This is a genomic window from Pseudomonas sp. B21-047 (genome assembly GCF_024748775.1).
Lineage (GTDB): Bacteria > Pseudomonadota > Gammaproteobacteria > Pseudomonadales > Pseudomonadaceae > Aquipseudomonas > Aquipseudomonas capeferrum.
Window position 1 is genome coordinate 2,708,850 of record NZ_CP087169.1, and the last position, 17,549, is coordinate 2,726,398.

Here is a 17,549-nt window from a genome sequence, read left to right on the forward strand (position 1 = left end):
TCACGATCCTTTAGCGTGTCCACGATCCCTATTTCCAGGCAAAGCAGGATGCTTACCGATGCACTTCAGCGAACTGATGGCTGCTCTTTCCACCCGTGCAATCCGACTCCAGCGTGAAGACCAGGACCTGATCGTCCTCGGCGATGACGACACCTTGGACGATAGCTTGTGGGAGGCGTTGTCACGGCACAAGCCGGCGTTGCTGGAGATGCTCGCCGAACGCGAGGACGACTGGCTGAGCCCAGCCTTTCGCATCACCCCCGACATGTTGCCACTGGTAGCCCTGGAGCAACAGGCCATTGACCGCATCGTCGCCAGCGTGCCCGGCGGCGCCGCCAACGTTCAGGACATCTACCCGCTGGCGCCGCTGCAGCAGGGCATGCTGTACCACCACCTGTCCGCCAGCGACGGCGACCCGTACCTGTCGCAGGTCCAACTGCGCTTTGCCAGCAAAGCCCACCTCGAAGCCTTCGCCGAGGCACTGCAGTGGGTGATCCAGCGCCATGACATCCTGCGCACCGCGCTGCACTGGGAGTACCTTGACCAACCGGTGCAAGTGGTCTGGCAGCAGGCGACGCTGGTTCGCGAAGCCGTCCCGGTTGCCGGTAGCGCGGCGCTGGCCGAGTTGTGCGCGCGCTTCGACCCGCGCCAATACCGCCTCGACCTGCGCCAGGCGCCGCTGATGCAGTTGATGCACGCGCAGGGCGAAGGTGAGACGTGGGTGGCACTGCTGATGTTCCACCATGTGGTCATGGACCATACCGCGCTGGATATCGTGCGCCGGGAAATCCAGGCGCACCTTGCCGGCCAGGCCGAACACTTGGCCGCGCCCATGCCGTTTCGCAACGTGCTGGCCGCCGCCCGCCAGGCACTGGATGAGCAGGCCCATGAAGGGTTCTTCCGCGAGATGCTGGGTGACATCGATGAGCCGACACTGGCCTTCGGCCTGCAAGCCAAAGGCGATGCGCTGCTGGAGCAGGCACGCCTGACTCTGGCCCCGGCGCTCAGCCAGCGCCTGCGCAGCCAGGCCCGGCAACTCGGGGTAAGCCCGGCGAGCGTACTGCACCTGGGCTTCGGCCGGCTGGTGGGGCAACTTTCGGCGCGTCAGCAGGTGGTGTTCGGCAGTGTGCTGCTGGGCCGCATGACTACCGGCGATGGTAGCGAGCAGGCGCTGGGCATGTTCATCAACAGCCTGCCGCTGCGTATTGACCTTGGCGCAACCGGCGTGCGTGATGCGTTGCTGGCCACCCACCGACGGCTCAGCGCCTTGCTTGGCCACGAACAGGCGTCCCTGGCCCTGGCCCAGCGCTGCAGCGGCGTGGCGGCACCGGCGCCGCTGTTCAACACCCTGCTCAATTACCGCCACAGCGATGCGGGCGATGCTGCCGAGGTCATCCCGGTGGCCGACGGCATCGATATCGTCGGCGCCGAGGAACGTACCGATTACCCGTTGACCGTCAGCGTCGATGATTTGGGCGACGATCTGCGCCTGACCGTACAGACCCTGCCCGAATGGGGCGCGGCGCGCTTGTGCGCGCAATTCGAGCAGGTCCTGGCCAGCCTGGTCGAGGCGTTGGAACATGCGCCCACTGCACCCATGCAAGGGCTGCAGGCACTGCCCCTGGCAGAGCGCGAACAGTTGCTGCAACAGTTCAACCACACGGCTCAGGCGTACCCACAGGGGCAGACCGTCCATGCTTTGGTCGAGGCCCGCGCGGCCCGCGCACCGGCTGCAGTGGCGCTGCGGCAGGGTGACCAGGCTTTGAGTTACCACGCACTCAACTGCCACGCCAACCAGCTTGCGCATCAGCTGATCGCGCGTGGCGTCAAGGTGGGCGACCGTGTTGCCCTATGCCTGCCGCGCAACAGCGGGCGCGTGGTCGCGTTGCTGGGCGTGCTCAAGGCGGGCGCGGCCTATGTACCGGTAGACCCCGCCTACCCGGCAGAGCGCATTGCCTATCTGCTGGCCGACAGCGAACCGGCACTGGTGGTGAGCGAGGCTGCTATTACCGGGTTGCCGGCCGGGGTGCCGCGCCTCGACCTGGATCTTGCACAAAGCATCGCCGTGTACGACAGCAACCCTCAGTTGCCTGAGTTGCACGCGCAGCACCTGGCGTATCTGGTCTACACCTCCGGCTCCACCGGCCAGCCGAAGGGTGTGATGATCGAGCATCACACCCTCGCCAACCTGGTGCACTGGCACTGCCAGGCCTTCGCGCTGGACGCCACTGCACACGCGTCCAGCGTGGCCGGTTTCGGCTTCGACGCCATGGCCTGGGAAGTCTGGCCCGCCCTGTGCGCCGGGGCCACGTTGCACCTGCCGCCTGCGCACATCGCCAACGAGCATGTCGATGAACTGCTCGACTGGTGGCTGGCGCAGCCGTTGACGGTCAGTTTCCTGCCTACACCGGTGGCCGAGCAGGCCCTGCGCCGCGAACGTCAGCACCCGACACTGCGCACCTTGCTGGTAGGCGGCGACCGCCTGCGCCAGTTCGAGCGTGACCCAGGGTTTGCCTTGGTCAACAACTACGGGCCGACCGAAACCACCGTCGTCGCTACCTCCGGGCAGGTGGTGCCTGGCGGGCCTCTGCACATCGGCCGGCCGATCGCCAATACCCGCGTCTATGTGCTGGACGAAGGCCTGCAGCCGGTACCGGTCGGCGTCACTGGTGAGTTGTTCATCGGCGGGGCGCAAGTGGCGCGTGGCTACTTCAACCGCCCAGCGTTGACCGAGCAGGCGTTTCTCGTCGACCCGTTCAGCGCGCAGCCCAACGCACGGATGTACCGCAGCGGTGACCGGGTGCGCTGGAATGCCGATGGCACCCTCGATTACCTTGGCCGCAACGACGACCAGGTGAAGATTCGCGGCGTGCGGGTAGAGCTGGGCGAAATCGAAGCCACCCTCGCAGCGCAGCCCGGCATCGACGCGGCCGTGGTGCTGGTGCGGGGCGAGCGTCTGCTGGCCTGGTTCACCGAGACCGCCCCGGTGGATGTCGAAGCCTTGCGCCAGGCCTTGCAGGCCCGCTTGCCGGCGCACATGGTACCGCTGGCGTTGCTGCGCCTGGCTGAGCTGCCGCTGACCAGCCACGGCAAGCTGGACCGCCGCGCACTGCCCGACCCGGCTACCTCGCAGTTGTTCGGCCAGGCATTCGAGGCGCCTGAAGGTGAGACCGAAGCCACGATGGCGGCCATCTGGGCCGACGTGCTGGGCGTGGAACGGGTAGGGCGGCACGACAACTTCTTCGAACTGGGCGGCCACTCGCTGCTGGCGGTGACGCTGGTCGAGCGCCTGCGCAAGGCTGGCCTGCTGATCGATGTGCGGGTGCTGTTCGCTCAGCCGACCCTGGCCGCGCTGGCCAGCGCAGCGGCTATCGGCCGCGAAGTGACAGTGCCCGCCAACCGGGTGCCGCTGCACGCTGAACGGATTACCCCGCAGATGTTGAGCCTGGTCACCCTGGAGCAGGCGACCCTCGACGACATCGTCGCCAGCGTGCCGGGTGGCGCTGCCAACGTGCAGGAAATCTACCCGCTGGCCCCCCTGCAGGAGGGCATTCTCTACCATCACCTGAGCGCCGAGCAGGGCGACCCCTACCTGCTGCAGACCCGCCTGGCCTTCGACAGTGTCGAGCGCCTGCTGGCCTGGGCCGGTGCCCTGCAACAGGTTATCGACCGCCATGACATCCTGCGCACCGCAGTGCTCTGGCAAGGGCTGGCGCAGCCGCTGCAGGTGGTCTGGCGCAAGGCCGAGTTGGTGGTCAGTGAAATCGATGACCTGGCTGATGAGGATGGCAGTCCTCGGATCGAGCAGTTGCATGCGCGTTTCGATGCACGGCACCACCGGCTGGACCTGACCCAGGCGCCGCTGACCCGCCTGTACTACAGCCTGGACCCCGCCAACCACCAGGTGGTGGCGATTCTGCTGTTCCACCACCTCACCCTCGACCACACGGCCATGGACGTGGTCGCCCGCGAAATGCGCGCATTGCTGTTTGGCCAGGGGCACACGCTGCCGGCCGCGGTGCCGTACCGCAACTATGTGGCCCAGGCCCGCCTGGGTGATCAGGCCGGCCACGAGGCGTTCTTCCGCGAGATGCTGGCCGATGTCGATGAGCCGACCTTGCCGCTGGGCTTCGCCGACGTGCAGGGCGATGGCCGGGGTATCGAAACGGCCTTCCAGGCCCTGGACGGCGAGGTTGCCCTCGGTTTGCGCGCCCAGGCCCGGCAACTGGGTGTCAGCGCCGCGAGCCTGATGCACCTGGCCTGGGCGCGGGTGCTGGGGGTGCTTGCCAACCGCCATGACGTGGTCTTCGGTACCGTGCTGATGGGCCGCTTGCAAGGGGGTGAGGGCGCCGATCGGGCGCTGGGCATGTTCATCAACACCCTGCCGCTGCGGGTGGACACCACGCTGGCCGTGCGTGCCGCCGTGCGCGCCACCCACCGTAGCCTGTCGGCCTTGCTCGGCCATGAGCACGCGCCGTTGGCCCTGGCCCAGCGCTGCAGTGGCGTGGCGGCCGCTGCGCCGCTGTTTAGCGCCTTGCTCAACTATCGGCACAGCGCCGACGATGCAACGCGTGACGGCGAGGGCATCTGGGAGGGCGTGCGCCTGCTCGGGGGCGAGGAGCGCAGCAACTACCCGCTGACCCTCAGTGTCAACGACCTGGGTGATGGCTTCACGTTCAGTGTGCTGGCCATCGAGGGCATTGGTGCGGCGCGGGTTGCCACGTGGATGGCCAATGCCGTCACCCAGCTGCTGCAAGCACTGGAGCAGGGGCAGGAGGCGCCGGTCGACAGCCTATCGATCTTGAACGATGAAGCTCGCCAGCAACTGCTGGGCAGCTTCAATGCCACCGCGCAGCACTATCCGCAAGGGCTGACGGTGCATGCTCTGGTCGAGGCCCGGGCAGCCGCGACCCCGGATGCCACGGCAGTCAGTCAGCCGGGCATGGCGCTCAGCTATGGTGACCTGAACCTTCGGGCCAACCGCCTGGCGCACCAGCTGATCGCACGCGGCGTGCGCTGCGGTGACCGGGTGGCGTTGTGCCTGGGCCGTAGCGCCGAGCGGGTGATCGGCCTGCTGGCCGTGCTCAAGGCCGGGGCCGCCTATGTACCGGTGGACCCAAGCTATCCCGCCGAACGCATCGCCTACCTGTTGGCCGACAGCGCGCCCGCCCTGCTGTTGAGCGAAGCGGCCATCGACGGCTTGCCTGCTGGCATACCGCGCCTGAACCTCGACCAGGCCGCCAGCGATGGCGCCCTCGACAGCAACCCGCACGTGCCCGGGCTGGATGCTCACCAGTTGGCCTACCTGGTCTACACCTCTGGCTCCACCGGCCAGCCCAAAGGGGTGATGGTCGAACACCATACCCTGGCCAACCTGGTGCACTGGCACTGCCAGGCCTTTGCGCTGGAGACCGGCACACGTACTTCAAGCGTCGCGGGCTTCGGTTTCGACGCAATGGCCTGGGAGCTCTGGCCGGCATTGTGTGCCGGTGCCACGCTGCACCTGCCACCTGCGCACATCGGCAATGAACATGTCGAAGCGCTGCTTGACTGGTGGCTCGAACAGCCACTGACCGTCAGCTTCCTGCCCACGCCCGTGGCCGAGCTGGCGCTGCGCCGCGTACGCCAGCACCCGACCTTGCGCACCTTGCTGATAGGTGGCGACCGCCTGCGTCAGTTCGAGCGTGACCCAGGCTTTGCCCTGGTCAACAACTACGGGCCGACCGAGACCACGGTGGTCGCCACCTCTGGGCAGGTGCAGCCCGGCGCTGCGTTGCACATCGGCAAGCCCATCGCCAATACCCGCGTCTACGTGCTCGACGCGCATCGCCAAGCGGTGCCGGTGGGCGTTGTGGGCGAGCTGTACATCGGCGGTGCGCAGGTGGCGCGGGGGTACTTCAATCGCCCTGAACTGACCGAGCAGCGCTTTTTCGCCGACCCGTTCAGCCGCAAGCCTGGCGCGCGCATGTACCGCAGCGGCGACCTGGTGCGCTGGAACGCCGATGGCACCCTCGATTACCTCGGCCGCAACGACGACCAAGTGAAGATTCGCGGCATGCGCGTGGAGTTGGGTGAAATCGAAGCCGCCCTGGCCGCGCAGACGGGTATTGCCGATGCCGTGGTGCTGGTGCGGGGTGAGCGCTTGCTGGCCTGGTTCACCGAGTCCGCACCGGTGGTGATCGACGCTGTGCGTCAAGCGCTGCAGGCCAGCTTGCCAGGGCACATGCTGCCGCAAGCGTTTATCCGTGTGGAGGAGTGGCCGCTGACCAGCCACGGCAAGCTGGACCGCCGTGCCCTGCCCGAACCGGATACCGCCGATTGGGTCAGCCGGGGTTACGAGGCGCCCGTCGGCGAGACCGAAGCGGCCATGGCCAGCGTCTGGGCCGAGGTGCTGGGCGTGGAGCGGGTAGGGCGGCATGACAATTTCTTCGAACTGGGCGGCCACTCGTTGCTGGCAGTGGCCCTGATCGAACGCCTGCGCCAACAAGGCCTGCCGACCGACGTGCGGGTGCTGTTCGGCCAACCGACCGTGGCCGCACTGGCGGCCGCACTGGGCAATGGCCGCCAGGTAAGCGTGCCGGACTACTGCATTGCAGAGGGCTGCACCCACATCACCCCGGCCATGCTGCCGTTGCTGGCCCTGGACGCCGCCGCCATCGAGCGCATTGTCGCCACGGTGCCGGGTGGCGCCGCCAACGTGCAGGACATCTACCCGCTGGCACCGCTGCAAGAAGGCATTCTCTACCATCACCTGAGCGCCGCCGACCAAGACCCGTACCTGCTGCAATGGCGCGTGGCATTCGACAGCCAGGCCCGCCTGCACGCGTTCGCCGCTGCCCTGGACCAGGTCATCGCCCGCCACGATATCCTGCGCACCGCCGTGCTGTGGGACGGCCTGGCGCAGCCAGCCCAGGTGGTCTGGCGCAGCGTGCCAGGGTCGGTGCTGGTTGAGCGCACCGAACAGGCTGGCCGAATTGACCTCAGCCAGGCCCCATTGATGCGCCTGCTGGCGAACCCGCAGCCGGGCGCCGAACGCATCGAGGCCACCCTGCAATTCCACCACATCGCCCTTGACCATACGGCCATGAAAGTGGTGCTTGCGGAGATCCGCGATCACCTGCGCGGGCAACAGCCCGGCCAGCCGGCCGTGCCCTACCGCAACTATGTGGCCCAGGCCCGGCTGGCCATCAGCGAGGCCGAACACGAAGCGTTCTTCCGCGCCGAACTGGCCGACATCGACGCGCCGACCTTGCCCTATGGCCTGCTCGACCTGCAGGGCCAGGCCAGTGCCTTCGAACTGGCCACCGTGCAGCTGCACAGCGAGCAATACCGGCGCCTGCGCCGCCAGGCGCAGCAGCTGGGCGTAAGCGCCGCCAGCGTGCTACACCTGGCCTGGGCGCGGTTGGTGGCCGCCACCAGTGGCCAGGACCGCGTGGTATTCGGCACCGTGCTGCTCGGCCGCCTGCAAGGCGGTGCGGGGGCCGACCGCGGCCTGGGCATGTTCATCAATACCCTGCCGCTGCGCCTGGACCTGCAGGGGCTGGGTGTGCAAGCCGGTGTGCGCCTGGCCCACCAGCGCCTGAGTGCGCTGCTGGTGCACGAGCATGCCTCGCTGGCCCTGGCCCAGCGCTGCAGCGGTGTGGCCGCGCCGACACCTTTGTTCAGTGCCATGCTCAACTACCGCCACGGCGCCAGCCAGCCCGAACAGCAAGCGCAGCGCGAAGCCCTGGACGGCATCGAGGCCCTGCCCAGCGGCGGGCACGGCAACTACCCGCTGAGTGTCAACGTCGACGACCTGGGCGACGGCCTGCGCCTGACCGCCCAGGTCAGCGCCCAGGTGGGCGCGCAGCGCGTCTGCGAGCAACTGTTGCAGGTGCTGGTCGGCTTGCTGGATGCCCTTGAGCATGCGCCCCAGATGCTAGTGCAGCAGCTGCCAGTATTGACACCGAATGAACGCCAGCAACTGCTGGCCAACGCCACGCAGCGGCCCGACGCTGCGGAGCAACCGTTGCACGCGCTGTTCGAGGCGCAGGTGAGGCGCACGCCGAATGCCATTGCCCTGGCCGCCGAGGAGGGCGAACTGAGCTATCGCCAGCTCGACGAGCAGGCCAATCGCCTGGCCCATCACCTGATCGGCCTGGGGGTAAAACCCGATGACCGTGTGGCGATCTGCGTCGAGCGTGGTTTGTCGATGGTGGTCGGCTTACTGGCCATCCTCAAGGCGGGCGGTGCCTATGTGCCGGTCGACCCGGGTTACCCGGCCGAACGCATTCGCCACATGCTGGTGGACAGTGCGCCGCTGGCGGTGCTGGTGCACAGCGCCACCCGCGAGGCCGCGCACGGCGCCCAAGCGCCCCTGGTCGACCTCGACCAGCCTTGCTGGCACGCCCAGCCGATCAGCAACCCACGCGTGCCTGCGCTGAACGCTCGGCATCTGGCTTATGTGATCTACACCTCCGGCTCCACGGGCCTGCCCAAAGGGGTCATGGTCGAGCACCGCAACGTGGTCAACCTGGTGCGCTGGAGCCAGCGCCTTTGCCAGCCGGCGGGTGACGGCGCGGTGCTGCACAAAACCCCGGTCAGCTTCGATGCCTCGGTGTGGGAGCTGTTCTGGCCACTGTGCAGCGGCCTGCGCCTGGTGCTGGCACGCCCGGACGGCCAGCGCGACCCGCAGTACCTCGCGCAACTGATCGAAGCGCAGCAGGTCAGCGTGGTGCAATTTGTGCCGGCGTTGCTGCAGCAGTTCCTTGAAACCCCCGCCAGCAGCCGCTGTACCCGCCTCAGCGATATCGTCTGCGGTGGCGGCGAGTTGACCGAAGCCCTGGCCGCCCTGGTGCGTCAGCGCCTGCCGGGTGTGCGCCTGCATAACGTCTATGGCCCAACCGAGACCACCGTCGATTGCAGCGCCTGGACGCTGGAACCGGGCGCCGAGCTGCCGCAAGGGGCATTGCCGATTGGCGTCGCCATCGACAATACCCGCCTGTATGTACTCGACCCCTACGACCAACCGGTGCCCTGGGGCGTGGTCGGCCACCTGCACATCGGTGGCGCCGGCGTGGCCCGTGGTTACCTGGGCTTGCCAGCGCAACAGGCCGAGCGTTTCATTGCCAGCCCCTTCGTCGACGGCGAGCGCCTGTACCGCAGCGGTGACTTGGTGCGCCAGTGCCAGGACGGTAACCTGGTCTTCCTAGGCCGCAACGATCACCAGGTGAAGATTCGCGGCCTGCGCATCGAACCGGGTGAGATCGAAGCCTGCCTGGTGCGTATTCCCGGCGTACGCGAGGCAGTGGTGATGGCCTTCGATGCCCCGGTCAGTGGCGCGCGCCTGGTGGCCTACCTCACCGGTGAGCCGCAGGCGGCAGACGGCCTGCGCAAAGCGTTGCTGATGCATCTACCGGAATACATGCTGCCGGCGCAGTACATCCACCTCGACCACCTGCCTTTGACGCCGAATGGCAAACTCGACCGCAACGCGCTGCCTGCCCCGGACGGTGCATTGCATGAGCGCCTGTACGAGGCCCCGCTCGGTGAAACCGAAGCCCTGCTGGCTCGATTGTGGGCCGAACTGCTCGGCGTGCAGCAGGTAGGCCGGCACGACAACTTCTTCGAACTCGGTGGCCATTCGCTGCTGGCGGTCAGCCTGACTGCACGGCTGCGGCTGGAGGGCCTGCAAGTCGATGTGCGCACCCTGTTCGGTCAACCAACGGTTGCGGCCTTGGCCGCGACACTGGGGCGTAATCAGCAAGTAGTGGTGCCTGCAAACCGTATCCCTGCCGACTGCCCGCGTATCACCCCAGACCTGCTCAGCCTGATCGAACTCGACCAAGCGGCGCTCGACCGCATCGTTGCGAGCGTGCCGGGCGGTGCCGCCAATGTGCAGGATATCTACCCCCTGGCGCCCCTGCAGGAAGGCATTCTCTACCATCACCTGAGCGCCGAGCACGATCCTTACGTGCTGTATTCACGGCTGCGCTTTGCCAGCCTGGAGCGCTTGCAAGCCTTCGCCAGCGCGCTGGACCAGGTCATCGCCCGCCATGATGTGCTGCGTACCGCCGTGCTCTGGGATGGCCTGCCACAAGCCGTGCAGGTGGTCTGGCGCCATGCGCCGCTGCAGCTGTTGCACCTCGATGCAGGCGCGAGCGGCCTGGACCTGAGCCAGGCGCCGCTGATCCGTCTGCTGCACCGTCAAGTGCCTGGCACCGAGCAGATCGAAGCCACCTTGCAGTTCCACCACATCGTCCTCGACCACACGGCCCTGGAGGTGGTCGGCGAAGAGCTGATCGGCTTCCTGCACGGCACGCCGCCGGTGGCCAACCCCGTGCCGTATCGCAACTATGTGGCCCAGGCGCGCCTGGGCATCAGCCCGGCCGAGCATGAGCGGTTCTTCCGCGAACAACTTGCCGATATCGATGAGCCGACCTTGCCGTTCGACCTCAGCGATGTGCAAGGCGATGGCCGCGACATGCACGAGGCCAAGCTGGCGCTGTCGGCCGAGCTGGCCGCAGGGCTGCGACGCCAGGCGCGGCAGCTTGGCATCAGTGTCGCCAGCCTGTTCCACCTGGCATGGGCACGCCTGCTGGCGGCTGCCAGTGGCAAGGACTGCGTGGTGTTCGGTACCGTGCTGCTTGGCCGTTTACAAGGTGGCGAAGGCGCCGAGCGGGCGCTGGGCATGTTCATCAATACCCTGCCGCTGCGCGTCGACCTTAACGAGGTGAGCGTGCGCGAGGGCGCGCAGGCCGTGCACCAGCGCCTCAGCGCACTGCTGGCCCACGAGCACGCGTCCTTGGCGTTGGCCCAGCGTTGCAGCGGTGTGGCTGCGCCATTGCCACTGTTCAGCGCCATGCTCAACTACCGCCATGGCGCTGAAACCAGCGCCGAGCAGCGTCAGGCATGGCAAGGCATCGAGGTGTTGGAAGGCCAGGAGCGTACCAACTACCCGCTGAGCCTGAACGTGGATGACCTGGGTGAAGGCTTCCGCCTGGTTGCCACGACCCTGGCAGAAGTGGGCGCGGCACGTATTTGCGGGCAGATGAACCAGGTGCTGGAGGCGATGGTCGAGGCCCTGGAACAGACGCCGGAGTTGGCATTGCAGCGCTTGCCGGTGCTGGCGCCAGAGGAACGCCAGCGGGTGTTGGTGGGCTTCAATGACACCGCGGTGGCTTACGACCTTGAGCAGACCTTGCACGGGCTGATCGAGGCGCAGGTGGTGCGCACACCGGATGCGGTTGCAGTGCGGGCCGAGGAAGGTTCGCTCAGTTATCGCGAGTTGAATGAACAGGCCAACCGCCTGGCACATCACCTGATCGCGTTGGGCGTGAAGCCTGATGATCGGGTGGCGATCTGCGTCGAACGTGGGCTGTCGATGGTGGTTGGCCTGTTGGCCATCCTCAAGGCGGGCGGCGCCTATGTGCCGGTGGACCCGGATTACCCGACCGAACGCGTGCGCCACATGCTGAGCGACAGCGCGCCAGTGGCGGTGCTGGTGCACAGCGCTACGCGCCACGTACCGGAGGCGGCCCAGCTTATTGATCTGGACCAGCCAACCTGGAATGCGCAGCCTTCCAGCAACCCGGTAGTTCCTACGTTGACCCCGCGTCATCTGGCCTACGTGATCTACACCTCTGGCTCCACCGGCTTGCCGAAGGGTGTGATGAACGAGCACGCCGGTGTGGTCAACCGTCTGCAGTGGATGCAGGACGCCTACAACCTCGGCGCAGAAGACGTTGTCTTGCAGAAGACCCCATTCAGCTTCGACGTGTCGGTGTGGGAGTTCCTCTGGCCGCTGCAAACCGGCGCACGCCTGGTCATGGCTCGTCCCGGTGGCCATCGCGATCCGGAGTACCTGCGTCAGGTGATCCGCAGCGAAGGCGTCACCACCTTGCACTTCGTGCCATCGATGCTGGATGTGTTCCTGGCCCACGGCGACGCTTCGGCAGATGCTCTCAAGCGCGTGCTGTGCAGCGGTGAAGCCTTGCCGGGTAGCCTGGTACGGCGTTTCCACGCGCAGTTGCCAACGGTCGAGCTGCATAACCTGTATGGCCCGACAGAAGCGGCGGTGGACGTCAGCGCCTGGCATTGCATGACGGCGCCGGACAACACCCCGATCGGCAAGCCCATCGCCAACACCACGCTGTACGTGCTCGATACGCTGGGCCAGCCAGTACCGCAAGGCGTCGCTGGCGAGCTGTTCATCGGCGGCGTGCAAGTCGCCCGTGGCTACCTCAACCGCGCCGAACTGACCGCCGAACGCTTCATCGACGACCCGTTCAGCACTCGCCCCGGCGCACGCCTGTACCGCACCGGCGACCTGGCGCGGCACCTGAGCGATGGCAATATCGAGTACCTGGGCCGCAACGACGACCAGGTGAAGATCCATGGCCTGCGCATCGAGCTGGGTGAAATCCAGGCCGGGCTCACCGCCATCGACGGCGTCAAGGAAGCGGTCGTTATCGCCCGCGACCAGCGTCTGGTGGCGTACTACACCGGCGAGCAGCAGGCCGTGGAAGCCCTGCGCAGTGCACTGCTGGCTCATCTGCCAGCGTTCATGGTACCCGCGCTGTTCATGCACCTGCCGGCGCTACCGCTGAGCCCCAATGGCAAGCTCGAACGCAAGGCCTTGCCGCTGCCGGACGCCGAAGCCCTGCAACACCGCGAATACCAAGCCCCCGAAGGCGACACCGAGACCCTGCTGGCCACGATCTGGGCCGAACTGCTGGGCGTGGAGCGGGTAGGGCGCCACGACAACTTCTTCGAACTGGGCGGCCATTCGCTGCTGGCAGTCAGCCTCACCTCGCGCCTGCGTCAGCAAGGCCTGCATGCCGATATCCGCGTGCTGTTCGGCGAGCCGACCCTGGCTGCGTTGGCCGCCGCCATCGGCGGTGAAACCGGCGTGAGCGTGCCGGCCAACCGCATCCCGATAGATGGCACCCGCATAACCCCGGACATGCTGCCGCTCGCCGAGCTGTCCCAGGCGGCCATCGACACCCTGGTCGGGCAGATCCCAGGGGGCGTGGCCAATGTCCAGGACATCTACGGCCTGGCCCCGCTGCAACAAGGTATCCTCTACCACCACCTCGCCAGCGAGGGCGCCGACCCCTATGTGCTGCAAGCGCGCTTTGCGTTCCCGGGGCAGGCCGAACTCGATGCCTTCGCCGCGGCGTTGGATCAGGTCATTGCCCGCCACGATATCCTGCGCACCAGCATCCACTGGCAGGGCCTGGACGAACCCGTGCAGGTCGTCTGGCGCAGCACGCCTGCAGTGGCTGGCCAGGCTGGCACCACCACCCTCGACCTGAACCAGGCCCCCTTGATCCGCCTGGTGCCAAGCCCAGGCGAAGGTCGCGTGGAGGCGACCCTGCTGATTCACCACATCATTCTCGACCATGCGGCTGTCGAGCAACTGGTGGCCGAGATCACTGCGGTGCTGCAAGGCCAGGCCCTGTCGCACGCCAGCGTGCCTTACCGCAACTACGTGGCCCAGGCGCGCCTGGGCGCCGATGCCCAGGCCGACCAAGCCATGTTCGGCGAGCTGCTGGGCGACATCGACGAACCCACCACCGTGTTCGGCCTGCGCGATGCGCACAGTGATGCCAGCCGGGTGCTGGACAGCCGCCTGGCACTAGACAGCGCCCTGGCCGGCCGCCTGCGTGAGCAGGCCCGTGTGCTGGGTATCAGCGTCGCCAGCCTGGTGCACCAGGCCTGGGGGCAGGTGCTGGCGCAATTGTCCGGGCGCGAAGAGGTAGTGTTCGGCACCGTGCTGCTCGGCCGCCTGCAAGGCGGCGAGGGGGCCGAACGGGCGCTGGGCATGTTCATCAATACCTTGCCGCTGCGGGTGAGCGTGGGCGCGATGGCGGTGGCCGAGGGCGTGCGCCTGACCCACCAGCGTCTGGCGCGTTTGCTGGCCCACGAGCAAGCCTCGCTGGCCCTGGCCCAGCGTTGCAGCGCAGTGCCCGCGTCCCAGGCGCTGTTCACCAGCCTGCTCAACTTCCGCCACAGTGCCCCGGCCAAGGCCGAGCTGCGCCAGGCCTGGCAGGGTATCGAACAACTGGCCGCGCATGAGCGCAGCAACTACCCACTGGTGGTCAATGTCGACGACCTGGGCGACGCCTTTGTGCTGACCGTGCAAGCGGTGCCAGAGGTCGATGGCGCGCAAGTCTGCCAGTTGCTGAGCACCGCCCTCGAACAATTGGCCGAGGCCCTTGCACAGGCACCGTCCATGGCCTTGCACCAGGTGAGCAGCCTGGCGCCGGCCGAGCGCGAGCGGGTGCTTCAAGGCTTCAACGCCACCCGCCGCAATTACCCACGCGAACAGGCGCTGCATACCCTGTTCGACACCTATGCCGCGCTCAGCCCCACTGCGCCGGCGGTGTTGCACGGTGACCGGCAATGGAGCTACGCGCAGCTCGAACAGCACGCCAACCGCCTGGCTCATCACCTGTTGGGCCTGGGCGTACGCCCTGGTGACCGGGTTGCGCTGTTGTTGCCACGCAGCATCGAACTGCTGGCGGCGCAACTGGCGGCCAGCAAGTGCGCGGCGGTGTTCGTACCGCTGGACAGCAATGCGCCGGTCGAACGCCAGGCCTTCATGCTCGATGACAGCCAGGCGCGGGTGTTGCTCACCCTCAGCAGTGAACACGTGGTGGGCCACGCCCTGCGCGTCGAGCTGGACCGCCTTGACCTTGCCGGCTACCCGCAGCAGTCTCCGGGCCTGGTGGTGGATGCCGAAAGCGCCGCCTACATCATGTATACCTCCGGCTCTACCGGCACCCCCAAGGGCGTGCAGGTACCGCACCGGGCCATCGTGCGCCTGGTGATCAACAACGGCTTCGCCGACTTCACCTGCCAGGACCGCGTCGCGTTCGCCTCCAACCCGGCGTTCGACGCCAGCACCTTGGAAGTCTGGGCGCCGCTGCTCAACGGCGGCGCAGTGGTGGTCATCGACCAGCACCAGGTGCTGTCGCGTCAGGCCCTGCGTGAGGTGTTGCTGGAGCAGGGCGTGACGGTGCTGTGGCTGACTGCCGGCTTGTTCCACCAGTTTGCCGACGACTTGCTGCCGGCCTTCGCCAAGCTGCGTTACCTGATGGTTGGCGGCGATGTACTGGACCCGGCCGTGGTCAACCGGGTATTGCGCCATGGCGCCCCGGCGCACCTGCTCAATGGCTATGGCCCGACCGAAGCCACGACGTTCAGTACCACCTACGCCATCCGTGCGGTCGATGCGGGCAGCATTCCCATCGGCAAACCGATCGGCAATGGCCGCTGCTATGTGCTCGATGCGCGTCAGCAGCCGTTGCCAGTCGGCGCGGTCGGTGAGCTGTACATCGGTGGCGACGGCGTCGCCCTGGGTTACCTCGGCCAGCCCGCGCTGACCGCCGAACGCTTCCTCGACGACCCGTTCAGCCGCGAGCCGGGTGCGCGCATGTACCGCAGTGGCGACCTGGCCTGCTGGCAGGCCGACGGTACCTTGCGCTACCTGGGCCGTGCCGACCAGCAGATCAAGCTGCGCGGCTTCCGTGTCGAACTGGGCGAGATCGAAGCGCGCCTGGGGGCGTGCGCCGGTATCCGCGAGACGGCGGTGGTGGTGCGCGAAGATGTGCCGGGCGACAAGCGCCTGGTGGCTTATTTCACCGCCAGTGAGCCTGCCCCAGGCATTGCCGAACTGCACCAGCAGTTGCAAGGCCAGTTGCCGGACTACATGCTGCCGGCCGCCTATGTCTGCCTGGGTGGGCTGCCGCTGACCGCCAACGGCAAGCTTGACCGCCGTGCCTTGCCGCAGCCAGGCAGTGATGCCGTGCTGAACCGTGCGTTCGAGGCTCCGCAGGGTGAGGTCGAAACCACCTTGGCAGCGATCTGGGCCGAGCTGCTCAAGGTCGCGCAGGTCGGCCGCCACGACCATTTCTTCGAACTGGGCGGCCACTCGCTGCTGGCCGTGACCCTGGTCGAGCGCATGCGCAAGGCCGGCCTTGGCGCCGATGTGCGTGTGCTGTTTGCCCAACCGACGCTGGCAGCTTTGGCTGCTGCGGTGGGCAGCGGGCGCGAAGTGCAGGTGCCGGCCAACCGTGTGCCGCAAGGTGCCCGCCACATTACCCCGGACATGCTCAGCCTGATCACGCTCGACCAGGCCAGTATCGACCGTATCGTCGCCACCGTACCCGGCGGCGCGGCCAATGTGCAGGAGATCTACCCGCTGGCGCCGTTGCAGGAGGGCATCCTGTACCACCACCTGAGCGCCGCACAGGGCGACCCGTATCTGCTGCAATCGCGCCTGGCGTTCGACAACCTGGCGCAGTTGCAGCGCTGGGCGGGTGCCTTGCAGCAGGTCATCGACCGGCACGACATCCTGCGTACTGCGGTGGTCAGTGAAGGCTTGGAGCACGCCGTGCAGGTGGTATGGCGTGAAGCGCGGATGCAGGTGTGCGCAATCGACGGCTTGGCCGCCGGCTCGGTGATCGACGCCTTGCAGGCACGCTTCGACGCCCGCCACCAGCGCCTGGACTTGTCGCGTGCACCGCTGTTGCGCCTGCTGCATGCCGACGACCCGGCCAACCAGCGTGTGGTGGCGATGTTGCAGTTCCACCACCTGGCCCTGGACCACACCGCCATGGAAGTCATCGCCAGCGAGATGCAGGCGGTGCTGGCGGGCCATGGCGAGCGTTTGCCGGCGCCAGTGCCTTACCGCACCTATGTCGCCCAGGCGCGCCTGGGGGCCAACGATGCCGGCCACGAGGCGTTCTTCCGCGACATGCTGGGCGACCTCGACGCGCCAACCTTGCCGTTCGGCCTGGCCGATGTGCAGGGGGATGGCCGCGCCATCGAAGAAGCCCGCCTGGCCATCGATGCCAGCTTGGCACGCGGCCTGCGCGAGCAGGCGCGACGGCTGGGGGTGAGCGCCGCCAGCCTGGCGCACCTGGCCTGGGCACGGGTGCTCGGGGTGCTCGCCAACCGCACCGATGTGGTGTTCGGCACGGTACTGATGGGGCGCTTGCAGGGCGGCGAAGGGGCCGACCGGGCGTTGGGCGTGTTCATCAATACCCTGCCGCTGCGCATCGACCTCTGCGCACCCGTGGCGCAAGCGGTGCGCATCACCCACCAGCGGCTCTCGGCGTTACTGGCGCACGAGCACGCGTCCTTGGCATTGGCCCAGCGTTGCAGTGGCGTGGCGGCCTCCACGCCGTTGTTCAGCGCCTTGTTCAACTACCGGCACAGCACGGCAGGGGCACCTGCCGAGGCCGATACCGGCACCCCGGGCGTGCGCCTGCTGGGCGGCGAGGAGCGCAGCAATTACCCGCTGACCCTGAGTGTCGACGACCTGGGTGAAGGGTTTGCCCTGAGCGTGCTGGCCCAGGAGGGCATCGGCGCCGAACGGGTCGCCGGCTGGATGAACCAGGCCCTGATCGAGCTGTTGCAGGCCTTGACCCAAACGCCGGACAAACCGGTGGATACGTTGTCGATCCTCGACCCGGCAGCGCGCCGACAGGTGCTGGAAGCCTTTAATACCACCGCACGCGACTACCCGAAAGGGTTCACCGTGCACGCCCTGGTCGAAGCCC

At 67.4% G+C, this 17,549-nt stretch carries 1 protein-coding gene (only partly in view); it reads left to right on the plus strand.

All coding sequences use genetic code 11. The features are described 5' to 3' along the window. The first annotated feature begins 58 nt into the window (after nucleotides 1-58). Nucleotides 59-17,549, plus strand: partial view of a non-ribosomal peptide synthase/polyketide synthase gene (locus tag LOY26_RS12300; RefSeq protein WP_258714820.1) — the 5' portion only. The gene runs 4,832 nt beyond the window's last position; 17,491 of the gene's 22,323 nt are visible here — the first part of the coding sequence; the start codon lies at nucleotides 59-61; the stop codon falls past the right edge of the window.